Origin of the sequence: Pseudophaeobacter sp. EL27 (genome assembly GCF_900313025.1) — a bacterium.
Lineage (GTDB): Bacteria > Pseudomonadota > Alphaproteobacteria > Rhodobacterales > Rhodobacteraceae > Pseudophaeobacter.
In genome coordinates, this window is record NZ_OMPQ01000009.1 from 377,066 (window position 1) to 393,966 (window position 16,901).

Below are 16,901 nucleotides of genomic sequence, written 5' to 3' on the forward strand. Positions count from 1 at the left end.
TCTGTCGTTTTCTTCACCTTGACAAGTTGCTAAGCCCGCGTTGCGTGCCTGCACATCCGTGCCCGTCCAAGGAGCTGTCATGACGACCTCGAACACCGTGATTAAACTGCACAATACCAAGACCCGCAAAAAGTCGGAGTTCACCCCGATTGATGCCAATAATGTGCGGATGTATCTCTGCGGCCCTACCGTCTATGACCGGGCGCATCTGGGCAATGCCCGACCCGTCGTGGTCTTTGATGTGCTCTACCGGTTGCTGCTTGAAGTCTATGGCAAGCAGCATGTGACCTATGTGCGCAACTTTACCGATGTCGATGACAAAATCAACGCCACGGCCCTTTCGCGCAAAGAGGCGGGGGCGCCGGGAACCTTGGAAGAGCTGGTCGCAGAGCGCACCGAGGAAACCATCGGCTGGTATCTGAGCGATATGGGCAAGCTTGGCGCCTTGGAGCCTGATCACATGCCTCGGGCAACGCAGTATATCGACCAGATGATTACAATGATCGAAGGTCTGATTGCCAAGGGCCATGCCTATGCCGATGGGTCCGGTCATGTGCTGTTTTCGGTCAAGAGCTATGACAACTACGGCCAGCTGTCAGGACGTTCGGTTGACGATATGATTGCTGGTGCCCGCGTCGAGATTGCAGATAACAAACGCGACCCGATGGATTTTGTACTGTGGAAGCCCTCGACGGATGAGCTGCCCGGTTGGGACAGCCCCTGGGGGCGCGGCCGTCCGGGTTGGCATATTGAGTGCTCTGCCATGTCGCAGGAGCTTTTGGGTGCGGATTTTGACATCCATGCCGGTGGCAATGACCTGATGTTCCCGCATCATGAAAATGAGATTGCGCAAAGCTGCTGTGCCAATGGTGATGACAGTTTTGCAAAATACTGGCTGCACAATGAGATGCTGCAGGTCGAGGGCAAGAAGATGTCCAAATCTCTGGGCAACTTTTTCACCGTGCATGATTTGCTGGATCAAGATATTCCCGGCGAGGTCATCCGCTTTGTATTTATGCAGACGCATTACCGAAAGCCGATGGATTGGACCGAGAAAAAAGCAGGGGAAGCTGAGGCAACGCTGCGCAAGTGGCATGCGCTGACAGCGGGCATCGAGCCCGCCGCCAACGCTGCTGCCGCGGTCCAGGAGGCCCTGGCGGATGACCTTAATACCGCTGGTGCCATTGCTGAAATGCACAAATTGGCCGCCGCTGGCGATGCCGCCTCTCTATTGGCCTCGGCGCGCCTGATGGGGCTGTTGACTGAAGAGCTGGCGGGCTGGGCAACACAGCCGGACCTTGATCTTTCCGCCTATGAGGCACAGCTGCTTGCCGCCCGTGAAACCGCAATGGAAACCAAAGATTTCTCACAGGTGGACCGGCTGAAAACAGCCTTTATCGAAGCCGGGCTGGAAGTGCGGATGAGCAAAGCCGGGGTGGAGTTGGTGCCTGGTTCCGGGTTTGACCCGGCAAAGCTGGAGGCCGTGGAATGAACAAGGAGCGTCTTTATCTGTATGATACCACCCTGCGCGATGGGCAGCAGACCCAGGGGGTGCAATTCTCGACGGAAGAAAAAAAGCAAATCACCCAGGCGCTTGACGACCTAGGCATCGACTACATCGAGGGCGGCTGGCCCGGTGCCAACCCCACCGACAGCGCATTTTTTGACGAGGCGCCAAAAACCCGCGCCACCATGACCGCCTTTGGCATGACCAAACGGGCAGGGCGCTCGGCCGAGAATGACGATGTTCTGGCCGCAGTGATGAATGCCGGGACATCTGCCGTCTGTCTGGTGGGCAAGGCCCATGACTACCACGCGACGGCGGCCCTGGGGATCACGCTGGAAGAGAACCTGGAAAACATCAGTGCCTCTGTCGCACATCTGGTGAGCCAGGGGCGGGAGGCGCTCTATGATGCTGAGCATTTCTTTGACGGCTATAAGGCCAATCCCGAGTATGCGCTGGCGGCCTGTCGTGCCGCATTGGAGGCCGGGGCGCGCTGGATAGTGCTATGCGACACCAATGGTGGCGCCATGCCCAGCGAGGTGAAGCGCATTGTTGCTGAGGTGATCGAAGCGGGAATTCCCGGCAACAACCTAGGCATCCATACCCATAATGACACTGAGAATGCAGTGGCCTGTTCGTTGGCGGCAATCGAGGCCGGGGCCCGCCAGGTGCAGGGCACCCTGAATGGACTGGGCGAGCGTTGTGGCAACGCCAATCTGACCACCCTGATCCCGACATTGCTGCTGAAGCAGCCCTATGCAGGCCAGTTTGACATTGGTGTCAGTCAAGAGGCCCTCGCAGGGCTGACCAAGCTGAGCCGGATGTTGGATGACACCCTGAACCGTGTGCCAAGCAAACAGGCGCCCTATGTTGGCGCCTCTGCCTTTGCCCATAAGGCGGGCTTGCATGCCAGTGCGATCCTCAAGGATCCCAGTACCTATGAGCATATCGTCCCTGAGCTGGTCGGCAATGCACGGATCATTCCGATGTCGAACCAGGCGGGGCAGTCCAATCTGCGCAAACGTCTGATGGATGCCGGGCTGGAAGTGGCCAAGGGCGACCCGGCGCTGGCGCGCATTCTGGACCGTATCAAGGAGCGTGAGGCTGAGGGCTATTCCTATGACACGGCGCAGGCCTCTTTTGAGCTGCTGGCGCGGGAAGAGCTGGGCCAATGCACCGACTTCTTTGAGGTGAAGCGCTATAAGGTCACGGTCGAGCGCCGCAAGAACAAGTATAACCGCATGATCAGCCTCTCGGAGGCTGTTGTGGTGGTTAAGGTCGACGGCGAAAAGCGTCTTTCCGTCAGCGAGTCGATGGATGAAACCGGCAGTGATCGCGGGCCGGTCAATGCGTTGGCTAAGGCCCTTGCCAAGGATCTGGGGCGCTATTCGGCAGTGATCAATGATATGCATCTGGTGGATTTCAAGGTGCGGATCACCCAGGGCGGTACCGAGGCTGTGACCCGTGTCATCATTGACAGCGAAGACGGTCAGGGGCGGCGCTGGTCCACTGTTGGGGTGAGCGCCAATATAATCGACGCCTCTTTTGAGGCTCTGCTCGATGCCATGCGGTGGAAACTGATGCGCGACGGCGGAGATCTCTAGTGATCAAACGGGTGCTCAAGTTTGTTGCAGTTTCAGGGGTGATTACCGCGCTTGTTCCCTTGGGGCTGATCCTGTCGCAACCCGTCAAACCCCTGGAGCCGAGCGGAGAAACTCTGAATTTCAACAAGATCCTACAAAGTGGCACCACCACTCTAGCTGAACCGTTCACGACAGAAAGTGTCGTGATGCGAGATGGTTACGCGCTGCAGCTGCGATCCTTTGCCAATGGGGATGGGCCGCTCATTGTGCTGGTGCATGGGTCCGGCTGGAACGGGCTGCAATTCACCGGGCTGGCACCACAGCTCAGCGGGACTGTGCTGGTGCCCGATCTGCGCGGGCATGGTGCCTGGCCGGGACGCCGCGGAGATGTCGACTATATCGGCCAGTTTGAGGATGATCTGGCGGACTTGATCACAGCCAGGGCCGCTGAGGGGCAAAAGGTTGTGCTGATTGGGCATTCTTCGGGGGGCGGATTGGTGCTGCGTTTTGCCGGGGGGCGGCATCGACAGCTGATGGATGGTGCCGTGCTCTTGGCGCCCTTCCTGCACCACAACGCTCCAACGATGCGGCCCAATTCCGGCGGTTGGGCACAGCCCTTGCTGCGCCGCATCATTGGCCTGTCCATGCTCAATGGATTTGGGATCACCACCTGGAACCACCTGACAGCTATTCAGTTCAATATGCCAACTGAGGTGTTGGAGGGGCCGCTTGGACATCTGGCAACCACCTCCTACAGTTATCGGCTCAATCAATCCTATGCGCCCAGGTCGGATTATGTATCTGATATCAGATCACTACCTGAATTTCTTCTCCTGGTGGGGGCGCAGGATGAAGCCTTTGTTGCCGAGGCTTACCAGGCCTTGATAGAGGGCGAAACAGCCAAGGGAACTTATCGGATCCTGGCTGAGACCGGCCATCTGGATTTGGTTGATGCACCCGAAACGCGTAAGGCAATCAGGGAGTTTATTGGTGGTATTTGATGATGACCTCACCAGCTGTGCAGAACTGGTTCAGCAGGGGGACCCCGATCGCTTTATGGCGGTAATGGCGGCCCCACCCGAGACACGCCCAATGCTCTTTGCGCTTTATGCCTTCAATATCGAGCTGGCAAAGGCCCCCTGGGCCAGCCAAGAGAGCATGATCGCTGAGATGCGCGTGCAATGGTGGCGCGACATCGGAGCAGAGATTGCTCAGGGCGGGCCAGTTCGCCGCCATTTTGTGGCGACCCCCCTGGGGCGGCTGCTGCGCGCAGAACTGGCAGGTCACATCGAGTCCATGGCCGAGGCCCGGCGCTGGGACATCTACAAAGACCCCTTTGAGGATGAGGCCGCATTTGATCACTATATTGATGCCACCTCGGGAGGTTTGATGTGGATGGCGGCTGCCTCGCTTGGGCAGGCCGAGGAGGAAGTTGTCCGCAGATTTGCCTATGGGGTGGGGATCGCCAATTGGTTCAAGGCGATTCCGGAACTGGTGGGTCACCAGCGCATCCCGCTGCTGGACGGCACGCCAGAGGGGCTGCGTCAGCTGGCGCGCAGGGGCTTGGATCACATTGAACAGGCCGAAAAGCAGCGGGCATCAATCTCCAAAGACGCCGGCATGGCACTGCTATCGGGCTGGCAGGCCAGGGCGATCCTGAATCAGGCGCTGCAACAGCCTGAACGCATTGCTGAAGGCCGCCTGGGGCAAAGCGAGTTTCGCCGCCGCACTGGTCTGATCTGGCGTGCAGCGCGTGGGCACTGGTGAGTTAGCACCGGACCGTACCCAAATGATAAGACGCAAAAAAGGCGCCTCACAGGGGCGCCTTTTTGCGTTTGAACTATACTGGCAGGTTTAAGCCTCTTTGGGGCGCATCACCAGCCAGAGCAGCGCACCACCGGCCAGAACCAGGAAGGGGGCCATCGCCATATTGACGGCACTCCAGCCCTCAACCGGGTTGCCACCAGAGCAGTTCATCAAACCACCAGAGGCAAGCGACGCCATTGTGACTCCGCCAAAGACCAGCAGATCATTGAGACCCTGCATCCGGCCGCGCTCTTCTGGGGTGTGAGAGGCGGTCAGCATGGTGGTGGCACCAATAAAGCCAAAGTTCCAACCCACGCCCAACAGGATCAACGCGATAAAGAAGTTTTCAAGCTCAACCCCCTGAAGTGCGACGGCCCCGGCACCGGCAAGGATGATCAGCCCCGCTGCGACAACCTTATAGACCCCAAAGCGCGCAATCAGATGGCCCGTAAAGAAGGACGGCACATACATCGCCAGAACATGAAGCGACACCACATCCGCGGCATTGCCCTCGGTAAAGCCACATCCGACAACCGCCAAGGGCGTCGAGGTCATCACCAGGTTCATCAGCGCGTATGACACCATGGAACAGATCACCGCAACGGCGATTGCCGGGGTTTTCAACAGCTCCATCCGGCTGCGTCCTGCAGGAAGGTCTTCGTGGGGGGCTTCGGGTTTGGGGATGTCCAGGAACAGGAACAGGCCAGATCCCAGAACGTTGATGGCAATCACTGTCAGATAGGTGCCGAGAAAGGGGATAACAAAGACCTGGCTGGTCGCCTTCACCAGTTGTGGCCCCAATAGCGCCGAGAGCAAACCGCCCGCCATTACATAAGAGATCGCCTTGGGGCGGAAGCTCTCAGAAGCGGTATCAGTTGCTGCAAAGCGGTAAAAGCCATGGGCGCTCATATAGACACCGGTCAGCAGGCTTCCCAGCAGGAAGATCGGGAAAGACCCGAGGTAAAGCCCATAGGCACCTACCAAACCGCCCAGAGCACCAAACATGGCACCGGTGAAAAACCCAGCCCGGCGGCCCCATTTCTGCATGATCGACGAAATCGGCGTCGCCGCGATCATCGAACCAGCCACGATCAAGGAGATCGGAAGGGTGGCAAAACAGGGGTTGGAAGCCAAAGACTGGCCAGCAAGCCCGCCAATGATAAAGATCATCGGCATCTGAGAGCCGAGGATTGCCTGGGCCAATACCAGGATGGCGACGTTTTTCTTGGCGACACTGTCGCTCGGGGTGGTCATGTGAACTGTCATATGGGATGCGTAGCGATCAAAACTTAGCGGAACAAGCAACAAGGGCAGAATTGGTACAATCTTCTGGCCAATACTGAGAAGGAGGTGGATCTGACGTGGCGTCATTCATTACATCTGCGGCGCCGGAGGCGGGGCGGATCATTCACTCAGATGCCTGCGTCACCGAAGGGGCCGCCTGGCTGGCGGACCATGATCCGCGCTTTGCAGAGGCCTTGACCCAATGTGGCCCATTGCCACTGCGGCGCAGACCGGATGGATTTGGGCAACTGCTCAGCGCCATTGTCAGCCAACAGGTGAGTGTCGCTTCGGCCAAGGCGATATGGCAACGGCTTCTTGACGCGCAGCTGACCACCCGGGAAGAGGTTGTGTCTGCCAGTGAGGATGATCTGCGTGCAGCAGGGCTCAGTCGGCAAAAGATACGCTATTCCATTGCCTTGGCAGAGGAAGCGATCGATTTTGAGGCGCTGCGCGACATGCCGACGGAGGCGGTTATCAAGGTTCTGACAAAGGTGACGGGGGTCGGGATCTGGACCGCCGAAATCTACGCCATGTTCTCGCTTGGGCGAGCGGATGTTTTTGCTCCTGGTGATCTGGCCCTGCAGGAGGCAGCCAAAGACCTGTTCGATCTGCCTGCGAGACCAAGTGAACGAGAGCTGAGAAAACTGGCCGAAGCCTGGTCGCCTTGGCGGTCGGTTGCGGCCCGCATCCTCTGGGCCTATTACCATGTAGCAAAGGACAGGGAAGGGATCCGATGACTCGTGTACTAAAAGCTGAGCGCAGAGAGCCGCTCTCCGGGGTGACCCGGTCTATCGTGGTGTTTCTGCATGGCTACGGCGCCAATGGCGCTGACCTGCTGGGTCTCGCTGATCCACTGGCTGAGCATCTGCCGGATACTCTGTTCGTCGCACCAGATGCACCCGAGAATTGCCCAGGCGCGCCAATGGGATACCAGTGGTTTCCAATCCCCTGGATTGATGGATCCTCAGAGGAAGAGAGCATGCGCGGCATGAATGCCTCGATCGAGGATCTGAACGCATTTCTTGATGCCCTGATGGTCGATGAGGACGTTCTGCCCGAACAGGTCGTGCTGTTTGGTTTCTCGCAGGGCACCATGATGAGCCTGCATGTCGCGCCACGCCGCGAAGATGCCATTGCCGGCATCGTTGCCTTCTCGGGTCGTTTGCTGTCGCCAGACACGCTCAAGGATGAAGTGGTTAGCCGGATGCCTGTCATGCTGGTGCATGGGGATGCGGATGATGTGGTGCCGCCACAATCTCTGCCGGAAGCTGCAGAAGCCCTGGATCAAGCTGGGTTCAAGGATGTTTTTGCCCATATCATGAAGGGCACCGGTCACGGGATTGCCCCCGACGGGTTGAGCGTTTCACTGGCCTTTATGCGCGATAAGCTCGGTCTTTAAGATGTTGGAATAAAAGGCATAGACGGTTTCGCCTATGCCTTTCTACTGATCCAGCGTTTCAATTTGTTCAGGATCTGCGGGGGCTCCGGCCTTTGTTCGATTGGCCAGCGGGAGCCTTGCGCTCTTTCTTTTGTCCGTCCTGCTTATGTTTAGTCTGATTTTGTTTGGTCTGGGCCTTTTGTTTCTGTGCTCGGCGATTGGGCAGGTGTGTCGGTTTAGCGGGGCCGGGGATCGTTGGGATCTCCAGATCCTCCCAGGCGCCCTGCGGCAGCCCATCCAGGCTCCAGGCGCCTATACTATAGCGGATAAGCCGCAAGGTGGGAAAACCAACAGCGGCTGTCATCCGGCGCACCTGGCGGTTTTTTCCTTCCTTCAGCGTCAAGGAAATCCAGCTGGTCGGGATGGACTTGCGCTCACGAATTGGTGGTGTCCGGGCCCAAAGCTGCGCAGGCTCCTCCATGAGGTCGGCCTTGGCTGGGCGGGTCATGCCGTCTTTCAGTGCGACGCCTTTTGCCAAGGCATCCAGCGCTGCCGCATCCGGCTCTCCTTCGACCTGAACCCAGTAGGTCTTGGCCATCTTGTGCTGTGGATCACTGATCCAGGCCTGCAAGCGCCCGGTATCGGTCAGCAGCATCAGACCTTCGCTGTCACGATCCAGCCGGCCAGCAGCATAAACACCGGGACAGTCGATAAAAGCGCTGAGGGTTTTGCGCGTTGAGCCTTCACTGCCGGAATCGGTGAATTGCGGCAAAACATCAAAGGGTTTGTTGAAGCGAATGAGGCGGGTCATGGAAGATCCATAGGCAGAGCAGGGCGGGCTTGCAAGTCGACAAAGGTGATGGAGGCGGATGTCTGTCATGGACCTGTCATGGGCCGATGGTAGCGGTGATGCGAAATCTAGTGGCTGACAGGGGCTTGTCAGACGAAAACCACGAGATATAGTTAAACATATGCTGGGGCGGGTTCCCCGCTCTGGTGCCGGGAACGGGCAGACAGGGCGAGGAAGACGTAGCATCATGGATGGCGATTTCAGAACTGATTTTGTGAGAGACCCCAGAGCACTGCGGCAGCATCCTGCGCTTGTGCTCAACGCGGATTATCGACCCCTGTCCTATTACCCGCTGTCGCTGTGGAGCTGGCAGGACGCAGTCAAGGCGGCCTGGTTGGACAGAGTGGATATTCTGGCGGAGTATGACGAAGTGGTTCACAGCCCGAGTACCGAGATCCGAATACCCTCGGTTGTGGTGTTGAAAGACTATGTCAAACCTCAAAAGCGCGTGGCCTTCACGCGCTTTAATTTATTCCTGCGGGATGAATTTTGCTGCCAATACTGCGGTGCCCGTGGCGATCTGACTTTCGATCATGTCGTACCACGCGCCGCCGGGGGGATCACCAGCTGGGAAAACGTGGTGGCGGCCTGTTCGCCCTGCAACTTAAAAAAGGGCTCCAAGCCATTGCACATGCTTGGAATGTCACTTCGTAAGGCGCCGCGACGTCCCGGTGCAGAGGAGCTGCGCAACACCGGGCGAAAATTCCCACCCAACCATCTGCACGACAGTTGGATGGATTTTCTCTATTGGGACACCGAACTGGACGCCTGACTGGTGCCTTTTCAATCCCAGCATTCAGATTGCCCTATTGGGTAAAACTCAGAGGGCGGTGCTAGCCTTTCAGGACTGCGAACGCTGAAGCATGCCAAACAGATCACGTGGATCATCCGGGTCTGCCAACATATCGAGATCAATAAAGAATTCCGTGTCCTTGATGCGGTCGCGGATGTAGCGCAGGGCGCTGAAATCCTCGATCGCAAAGCCGACGCTGTCAAACAGGGTGATCTGTTTGTCGTCCCGCCGACCGGGCTTCTGGCCAAGGATGACCTGCCAGAGCTCAGTCACGGCAAAATCTTCCGGCATTTGCTGGATTTCGCCCTCAACCCGGGTTTGCGGTGGGAATTCAACAAAGACATCTGCGCGCGTCAGGATACCCGCAGCCAGCTCTGTCTTGCCAGGGCAGTCCCCGCCGATGGCGTTGATGTGCACGCCTGCGCCAACCATGTTGTCGGTCAGGATGGTGGCGTTCTGTTTGTCGGCGGTACAGGTGGTCAGGATCTGCGCGCCTTCAATGGCTTCCTCAGGTGTCGAGCAGCGTACCACCTTCAGCCCGGCAGCGGCCAGGTTGCGGGCGCATTTCTCCGTCGCGGCTGGATCCTTGTCAAAAAGACGTACGGTTTTGAGGCCGCAGATTGCCTTCATTGCCAGGGTCTGGAATTCTGATTGAGCCCCATTGCCGATCATTGCCATAGTGTCGGACCCTTTTGGCGCCAGATACTTAGCCACCATTGCCGAGGTTGCCGCAGTGCGCAGCGCGGTCAGCATGGTCATTTCTGTCAGCAGGACGGGATAGCCAGTATAGACATCCGCCAACAGGCCAAAGGCGGTTACAGTCTGCAGGCCTTCGCTGGTGTTTTTGGGATGGCCATTGACGTATTTGAAGCCATAGGCCTCACCGTCGGAGGTGGGCATCAATTCGATCACGCCGACCTCGGAGTGGCTGGCAACGCGTGGGGTTTTATCAAACAATTCCCAGCGCTTAAAGTCCACTTCTACATATTCCGCCAGATCGCGCAGCATGGTTTCAATACCAATGCTATGGACCAGACGCATCATGTTGTCGACGCTGACAAAGGGAACAAGGGCTTTATGCGAGGGCGTGGTCATGACTGGGTCCTTTCGCGGGGGCTGAGATGGATGCCTGCCAACATGCAGCGCACCGAGCCTCCGGCTGTTTCGATTGTTGGGATGGACAGTGGCAGCAGGGTCGTGCTGCGCTCAATTGTTCTAATTTGGTCCGGGCGCAGTGCGTCCAAGGCGCGAGAGGACAGCGCCAGCAGGGGCTTGGTTCCCGTCAGGGCAAAGGTATTTCCGGCAAAGTTCTGGATCTGCTCTTCGCTGAGATCTATGACCTCATGGCCTGTTTCTTCCAGGCGAGTGGCGATCTCGGCGCGCCGCTTTGGGTCGCCGATCATCGACAGGCAGATCATGGCAAAATCGGTACCAATGCCCATCAGGACATTGCTGTGGTACACCTCACGCCCCTCCGCATCGCGGGCCTCAAAGGCCATGGGCTCATAATTGAAATGGGTGCAAAACCGTTCAAGCAGCACCGGATCGGCGCGGTTTGATGTGACCGTATAGGCAATGCGGCCAATATGATCGAGCACCATGGCGCCAGTGCCCTCCAGGGCCAGACCGTCCTCTTCCAGCCCGGAAAAATCGATGACATCCTGCACCCGGTAGCTGCGCTTCAATTCCTCGATGATATCCCAACGCCGTTCCATCCGCCGGTTTGGCGCATACATCGGATAGATCGCGATATGGCCACCGGAATGGGTCGAGAACCAGTTGTTGGGAAAAACACTGTCCGGTGTTGTGGTGCCAGTGTCTTCAAAGACATGCACCCGAACACCAGCGTCGCGCAGCGTTTGTGCGGCTGTATCAAACTCTTGCAGCGCCTTCTTGCGTACAACCTCGGGCTCTCCGGCGGAGGTTTGAAAGGCATTGTCGCCCTGGGTATCCGGGTTTGAGCAAAAGTGATGTGGCCGGATCATGACCACAGCGGAGGGGGCTTGCAGGTTGTTCAATTGTAGCTCCGGGTTGGCCGATCAAAGACACGACGCCCCAGCGCAGAAGCGCAGAGGTCGACCATCAAATGGGCGGTGCGGCCGCGTTCATCCAGAAAGGGGTTCAGCTCCACCAGGTCCAATGAAGTCATCAGGCCGGAATCATGCAGCATTTCACAGACCAGATGTGCTTCGCGCACAGTCGCGCCGCCCGGAACCGTGGTGCCAACTGCCGGCGCCACCGAGGGATCGAGGAAATCCACATCCAATGAGACATGCAACAACCCGTTTGCCTCTGCAACACGATCCAGGAAGCGGGCCAACGGCCCGGCAATGCCGTTTTCGTCAATGTCGCGCATGTCATGGCGACGGATATCGCTTGCTTCCAGCGCCAGGCGCTCAGGCGTGTCCACAGAGCGCAATCCGATCATGCAAACGTTTTCCTGCGGAACCGGGTTCGCCACTTTGGGGAAGCCCTCAAACCCATCGCGTCCGGTGAAATAGCCCACCGGTGTGCCGTGCAAATTGCCGCTATCGGTGCTCTGTGGGGTGTGAAAATCTGTATGTGCATCCAGCCACAAGACAAACAGGGGCCGCCCCACGGAGGCTGCATAATCAGCTACGCCGACGACAGAACCAAGCGACAGGGCGTGATCACCGCCAAGAAAGATCGGCAGCCCCTTGGCCATGGAATGTTGGGCAATGCTGGCAAGCGCAGAAGTCCAGCCAATTGTCTCATTCAACGCAAAAATGGCGCTGCCCTCCACATCCGGATTATGTGGGGCAGGGCTGAGGTTTCCCAGATCCGTGACCTCATGGCCGAGCCCAGACAGCGCTTCGCCTAAGCCGGCTGTGCGAAAGGCATCCGGCCCCATCAGGCAACCGGACCGGCGTTTGCCGCTGTCAACAGGGGCGCCAATCAGAAAACAGGTCTTTTGCGTCACGGTGAAACTCTCCACTTCTAATACAGTAGGATGTAAAAATCTCCGAAACGAGGTGGTTGTAACCACTCAAATTCACCGATATGTACGTATAATAGTCGAAACGGAGGCCTAATGTGGATAAAACGGACGAACGCCTGATAGCCGCATTGCGGCACAATGCCCGTGCCAGCCTGTCGGACCTCGCGCTCCAGCTTGACCTCTCGCGTACAACCGTTCGGGCCCGGATCGAACGGTTGCAACTGCGCGGCGATGTGCTCGGCTTTACCGTTGTTCTGAAAGAAGATGTTCTGCGCGATCCGGTGCGGGGATTGATGATGATCGGAATTGAAGGGCGCGGGGCCAGCCGGATTATTCGTCAGCTGCAAGGGTTGCCAGAGGTGCGAGCGATCCACACCACCAATGGGCGCTGGGATCTCATTGTAGAGCTGGGGACGGAAACCCTGGAAACTCTGGATGCTGCACTTGCCAAGATCCGCACCTTTGATGGGGTGGTGAGCAGTGAAACCAATCTGCTTTTGGCCACCAAAAAGGATTCTTAGGACAAGCTGGCGCGTGAAGCTGGGGCGGCTTAGGGTTTGCTGCGCGCTGCGGCAATCCACAGACCCGCAAGCACAAAAGAGATGATCGCATTCCAGCTGGCCATTGACAGCGTAAACAACTCCCACGGAACCTCATCACAACGGACAAGCGGAGCGCCCATGATCTGCTCCATCAGTTGTTCAGGCGTGAGGTTGTCAATGGGACCCGAGGTACAGGTCGTAGGCCCTTCCCAGTAGCCGCGCTCGACCCCGGAATGGTAGATGCCAATTCCACCTGTGGTCAAAGCGGCCAGGGCGCCAAGATACAAAAATGTCGTACGCCCTACACCGGGCAATAGAAATGCCAGGATGCCAATGCCAATGGCGGCCAAATGCGGGTAGCGCTGCCAATAGCACATCTTACAGGGCGGCATCTCACCGATGTATTGAAAACCCAGCGCACCCAGCATCATAGCGGCGGACCCTAAGGTTGCCAGCAGGATCAGAATTCGTTGCATATCACAGATACCTCAGCGCTAGAAATCCGCCAAAGAGGAGCACCATAAAGACGGTAAAGACAAGCCCCAAACGCTGTTCGATAAAGTCACGAATTGGTGCGCCAAAGGCACGCAACAAACCTGCCACAATAAAGAACCGCAGTGCACGGGCCAAAATGGAGGTTACCAGAAAGGTCATCAGCGGCATGCCGGTCCAGCCTGACATGATCGTGATGACCTTATAGGGGAAGGGGGTGATGCCTGCGCCCAGAACAGCCCAGAAGCCAAAGTCGTTGAACTTATGGTTGAATTCTTCGATCGCCGCGCCTTTGCCCATAGCCTCGAGGATCGGCTGGCCCAGGCTTTCATAGAACATAGCGCCAATAGCATAGCCCAACAACCCGCCAGCAACCGAGGAAACAAGAGCAACCAAAGCGATCAGCCAGGCGCGGGAAGGGCGCGCCAGGATCATTGGTATCATCAGGACATCAGGGGGAATGGGAAAGACTGAGCTTTCAACAAAGGAGACCGCAGCGAGCCACCACAGAGCATGACGATGATCCGCGAGAGACATGGTTTGATCATAGAGCCTGCGCAGCATCTGGCATACCTTTGCTTTTTCACGTTATATGCGGCGTCGCATGGTGGCGTGGTGAGGTCAATAACGACGCAGTCAATGCGGTGGTTTCTTGCCAGTTTTCTTCGGTCACAAGGACATATGCCTCTGGACCTCTGGGGCGGGCTTGGGTCGGACTTGGGTCGGAAAAGGGCGTTGCGCAAGTGGCGGAATAGTAGACCCAGGGGTTTCAAAATCCCAGGCCTCGGGGCCGCAGCTCTTGCCTGCTGGTGTAGCCCCCCAATGCACATGTCTTACTCATTGAAATAGAAAAGTGATCCCCGTATCTTTATGTGAGAAATTGCATCCACCTGGGGGAACAACCGCTCGGGCAGGTCGCCACAAAAATGACGCGGGGCACACCTTTGCGTCGCCTCTCCCGTCACTTTGAGTCACCGTCCAGGTTACAAGTGACGTCATTCTCCACCGAATATCCCGCCGCCGATGCCCATGTTGGGTCGCTCGTTATTGTAAGTCCAGAACCGTTGACCATGACCGGTCAAGACGTTCATGGACCAAGTCTCATTTGGTATGTCAGGCACCGCCAGCGGTTTAGGCTTGTCCCGTTTCAGCCACTTCTTGGGCTTGATCCGCAGGTTCAATTCAAGCTCGCAGTAGATCCGGCAAACGCGTTTATGGTGCCAGACAGAGCCCTGCACGTTGCGCAGGTACAGAAAACACAGACCAAAACCCAAGGTCCGCCTGTTGCTCGTCAACTTCACAAGCCATTCGGCGGTTCCAGCCGTCCTTTTCAAAATTCCAGATGGTCAGTAGATCAGCTTTGTGGCCGCATCATCGGTCGGGAAAGAGCCCTGTGTCTTGAGGGATTTGCGGATGACACGGCTCAGTCTTTCAATGGCCATCGTGGTGTAGATGATCTTGCGGATTGCCGGATCGAAGGCGAAATAGGGGATCACCTCCTGCCACGCTCACGGCCTGGCCAGAGCGATTGAGCCAAATTTTCGGGCCCATTTTTCCTCGAACGCACCAAGCTGAGCAGCGGCCTGATCGGCTGTTGCAGCTCCGTAAATAGCGCGCGGATCGAATGCCAGGGCCTTGCGCCCCTTTCAGGCGCAGAAGTTCAGAGAATGGCGCATCAACTGGACGATACAGGTCTGGACAGCGGCCTGCGTAAAGGCCAGCGTGGTTCCCTCGATACTGCCTTTCAGCCCATCGACTACTGAAATCAAGATGTCCTAAACTCGACGGTTTTTATTCGTTCATCACCAAGATCCAGAATTTGGCTCCTTCGCTGTCAGCGCTCCGGAACTGGCCCTTCAGGCGCTTTCTGGCTGTGGCATTGCGTCGGTTCGGTTGGTTCAGCGGCGCGTCCTTGCTTTTCTCAGGATACATGAATCAAAGCGCAGTTACACAGAAGAACGGAAACGCTCCAAGGACCGTTGTCGACAGGTGTCGCGGCAAGTTTTCCTCCTAGTTCTCCCTGAGTATACGGCTCTCACGTCAGAGTAGATCATTCTCTTGGGCTAAGCTCACATCCTCTTTCGACACCACATCTGTGTTTCTATATGCGGTGATCCACCTGTTCAGTGTAGATATACCTACACCAAGATCATCAGACATTTGTTTTTGCGCGAGCCTTGAGGTCAGCGCTTATCGCACCGCATTCCGTTTAAATTCATCTGTCGATTTCAGCCCAATAGTCAGTCTCCTTTGTTGCAATAAATGTTATCAAAGGATTGGCATCAAACCGGGGGAGGTGGGCATCAAGTACTCCTTCAGAACAAAGGGCGGATACGGTGAAGCTTAGCTATGTCCCACCCGCGGCGGCGGTAGGGGGGTGAAAGATGTGACTGAGGTCACTAACCGGTTGGCCTTCATTGCCATAGCTGTTGAAATCCTCCGAAGAAAAAACACGACGATAATGGGTTGACCCCCAAGGAAACGCCAAATAAACCAGCGCTCAGTGCCTCTCTGGTGGAATGGTAGACACGAGAGATTCAAAATCTCTTGCTCGCAAGGGCGTCCCGGTTCGAGTCCGGGGAGAGGCACCACTTCAAGTTGAATTCAGCTGAATTCCGTGGCAGTCACGTTCCCCGCTCCAGCACACTAATTTGGTACTGAGGCAGGAGTTCAAGGTCGGCTGAGTGGAGGAAGCAGGCGTTGTCTCAAGCAATATGAACAGCTGCTATGTGTGCCTGTTCCAAATAAAAAGATCGCTTCGATCCAACCAAATGAGGGACTTGCCTGACCCTGAAAATCCAAAGGCAATCGGTAAGCTCTCTGACTTTACCAGAACTCGAAAACTTGCGTCTTTTCCGAGCCGATCCCAAGGGGAGCCCAAGAAATAGATGGAAGCGCCCGGTTGTTGAAGGATACTGTATGAAGTGGGCCAGTTTATCTGCAAGTTGTCGATGGTCCAACCATCTGACGTAGCTTGCCTCAGACCGCCACCATCATCTCCTGCCATCCGTATTGGGCTCTCGCCCGGTTTGTCCATTCTTCTGGCCTCTAATTTTTCACGATCCTAGCCAGCTTCTTCACGGTTTCGGTAAATCCGGCTTCCCGTCGCAGTATCAAAGACAGCCTAGCCATTTTCAGATACGACGAGCAGCTCTTCGTTCGAGCCGTCAAAACCCGCACAGAAGACCTGACGGAGAAGTGACTAGGGGCAGTCGTGCCCATCAGGGCCGCAACCTAGGACACCACGGGACCATCCGCTGCGGTGGGGCCCGACCGCGCCAAGGATAGGCCGCTTGGCCTTTGCCGCCTCGATACGGTAGGCGCATGTTCAGCGTCTTTTGTCGGCGGCACAGCGTGCTGTAATCCGGCATCGCCCAGTCCAACCCTGCCAGCCGTAACAGGCTTTCGACAAAGCCAGAGGTCTGGTGGAGCGGCATGCCAAACAACACTTTCAGCGTCAGGCAGATCTGGATCGCGGCATCACTGAAACTCTGATGCCGACCGCGTTTGCCGTTCGACGTCGGCACCCAGACCATCTCGGGATCAAACCAGATTGTCAGCGGTCCACGACGCTTCAATGCCGTGTTGTAGGTCGACCAGTTCATGGTCTTGTACTTCGTAGGCGTCCAACTGCTCATGGCCTCCAGCTATCATGCTGGATTCACCGCGTGAATCCTCTCAACCCATTTGCGCGACAAAGCCGTTGAAAT

General features: G+C 56.9%; 15 protein-coding genes, 1 tRNA gene and 4 pseudogenes. 9 read left to right on the plus strand and 11 right to left on the minus strand.

Annotated elements, in window-relative coordinates; all coding sequences use genetic code 11:
- Window positions 1–79: 79 nt before the first annotated feature.
- Genes cysS through ED661_RS09520 form a run of 4 tightly spaced genes read left to right on the plus strand, consistent with a single transcriptional unit; the run spans window position 80 to window position 4,854 of the window.
- Entirely contained in the window at window positions 80–1,492 is a 1,413-nt protein-coding gene (cysS, locus tag ED661_RS09505; RefSeq protein ID WP_122073677.1) for a cysteine--tRNA ligase, read from the plus strand.
- Window positions 1,489–3,108: a citramalate synthase gene (gene cimA, locus ED661_RS09510; protein ID WP_122073678.1), complete on the plus strand. Its 1,620-nt coding sequence runs from the start codon at window positions 1,489–1,491 to the stop codon at window positions 3,106–3,108. The genes cysS and cimA overlap by 4 nt, the downstream gene beginning before the upstream one ends.
- The gene (locus tag ED661_RS09515) at window positions 3,108–4,088 is read left to right on the plus strand and encodes an alpha/beta hydrolase (RefSeq protein WP_122073679.1); all 981 of its coding nucleotides are present in this window, start codon (window positions 3,108–3,110) and stop codon (window positions 4,086–4,088) included. Before cimA ends, ED661_RS09515 begins: the two co-directional genes overlap by 1 nt.
- Entirely contained in the window at window positions 4,078–4,854 is a 777-nt protein-coding gene (locus tag ED661_RS09520) for a squalene/phytoene synthase family protein (protein ID WP_122074089.1), read from the plus strand. The genes ED661_RS09515 and ED661_RS09520 overlap by 11 nt, the downstream gene beginning before the upstream one ends.
- An 87-nt stretch (window positions 4,855–4,941) precedes the next feature.
- Here the strand turns inward: ED661_RS09520 and ED661_RS09525 are convergent, their stop codons facing one another.
- Window positions 4,942–6,159, minus strand: coding sequence for an MFS transporter (locus ED661_RS09525; RefSeq protein WP_122073680.1), 1,218 nt, complete (start codon window positions 6,157–6,159; stop codon window positions 4,942–4,944).
- Between the two features lie 95 nt (window positions 6,160–6,254).
- Here ED661_RS09525 and ED661_RS09530 point away from each other — a divergent pair, with 95 nt between their 5' ends.
- Window positions 6,255–6,914 carry a DNA-3-methyladenine glycosylase gene (locus ED661_RS09530; protein ID WP_254054804.1) on the plus strand — a complete coding sequence of 220 codons (660 nt, stop codon included), beginning with the start codon at window positions 6,255–6,257 and terminating at the stop codon, window positions 6,912–6,914.
- The gene (locus tag ED661_RS09535; RefSeq protein ID WP_122073681.1) at window positions 6,911–7,576 is read left to right on the plus strand and encodes an alpha/beta hydrolase; all 666 of its coding nucleotides are present in this window, start codon (window positions 6,911–6,913) and stop codon (window positions 7,574–7,576) included. The genes ED661_RS09530 and ED661_RS09535 overlap by 4 nt, the downstream gene beginning before the upstream one ends.
- Window positions 7,577–7,643: 67 nt before the next feature.
- Here ED661_RS09535 and ED661_RS09540 read toward each other — a convergent pair whose 3' ends face one another.
- Window positions 7,644–8,366, minus strand: coding sequence for a pseudouridine synthase (locus ED661_RS09540; protein WP_122073682.1), 723 nt, complete (start codon window positions 8,364–8,366; stop codon window positions 7,644–7,646).
- A 226-nt stretch (window positions 8,367–8,592) separates the two neighbouring features.
- On the opposite strand from ED661_RS09540, the gene ED661_RS09545 reads away from it, so the two are divergent.
- Window positions 8,593–9,177, plus strand: a complete 585-nt coding sequence (locus ED661_RS09545; protein WP_122073683.1) for an HNH endonuclease — start codon at window positions 8,593–8,595, stop codon at window positions 9,175–9,177.
- Window positions 9,178–9,246: 69 nt separating this feature from the next.
- Here the strand turns inward: ED661_RS09545 and ED661_RS09550 are convergent, their stop codons facing one another.
- The 3 genes from ED661_RS09550 to rocF are packed head-to-tail and all read right to left on the minus strand — an operon-like array spanning window position 9,247 to window position 12,139.
- On the minus strand, window positions 9,247–10,293 hold the full coding sequence (locus ED661_RS09550; protein ID WP_122073684.1) for an ornithine cyclodeaminase: 1,047 nt from the start codon (window positions 10,291–10,293) through the stop codon (window positions 9,247–9,249).
- Window positions 10,290–11,216, minus strand: a complete 927-nt coding sequence (gene ctlX / locus ED661_RS09555) for a citrulline utilization hydrolase CtlX (RefSeq protein ID WP_122073685.1) — start codon at window positions 11,214–11,216, stop codon at window positions 10,290–10,292. Before ctlX ends, ED661_RS09550 begins: the two co-directional genes overlap by 4 nt.
- Window positions 11,213–12,139, minus strand: coding sequence for an arginase (gene rocF / locus ED661_RS09560; RefSeq protein WP_122073686.1), 927 nt, complete (start codon window positions 12,137–12,139; stop codon window positions 11,213–11,215). Before rocF ends, ctlX begins: the two co-directional genes overlap by 4 nt.
- Window positions 12,140–12,252: 113 nt before the next feature.
- On the opposite strand from rocF, the gene ED661_RS09565 reads away from it, so the two are divergent.
- Window positions 12,253–12,678, plus strand: coding sequence for an Lrp/AsnC family transcriptional regulator (locus ED661_RS09565; RefSeq protein ID WP_122073687.1), 426 nt, complete (start codon window positions 12,253–12,255; stop codon window positions 12,676–12,678).
- Window positions 12,679–12,707: 29 nt separating this feature from the next.
- Here the strand turns inward: ED661_RS09565 and ED661_RS09570 are convergent, their stop codons facing one another.
- The 5 genes and pseudogenes from ED661_RS09570 to ED661_RS09590 all read right to left on the minus strand — a co-directional run.
- Window positions 12,708–13,175, minus strand: coding sequence for a disulfide bond formation protein B (locus ED661_RS09570; protein ID WP_122073688.1), 468 nt, complete (start codon window positions 13,173–13,175; stop codon window positions 12,708–12,710).
- 1 nt (window position 13,176) lies between these two features.
- Window positions 13,177–13,755: a YqaA family protein gene (locus ED661_RS09575; protein WP_122073689.1), complete on the minus strand. Its 579-nt coding sequence runs from the start codon at window positions 13,753–13,755 to the stop codon at window positions 13,177–13,179.
- A 515-nt stretch (window positions 13,756–14,270) separates the two neighbouring features.
- A pseudogene (locus ED661_RS09580) lies at window positions 14,271–14,504 on the minus strand (IS3 family transposase); the annotation flags it as partial.
- Window positions 14,505–14,537: 33 nt separating this feature from the next.
- Window positions 14,538–14,960 (minus strand): annotated as a pseudogene (locus tag ED661_RS22205) (transposase).
- A gap of 274 nt (window positions 14,961–15,234) precedes the next feature.
- Window positions 15,235–15,378: pseudogene (locus ED661_RS09590) on the minus strand (IS3 family transposase); the annotation flags it as partial.
- A gap of 318 nt (window positions 15,379–15,696) precedes the next feature.
- Between ED661_RS09590 and ED661_RS09595 the strand changes: the two are divergent.
- Window positions 15,697–15,782, plus strand: a tRNA-Leu gene (locus tag ED661_RS09595).
- A gap of 705 nt (window positions 15,783–16,487) precedes the next feature.
- Here ED661_RS09595 and ED661_RS09605 read toward each other — a convergent pair.
- A pseudogene (locus ED661_RS09605) lies at window positions 16,488–16,829 on the minus strand (transposase); the annotation flags it as partial.
- Between the last annotated feature and the right edge of the window lie 72 nt (window positions 16,830–16,901).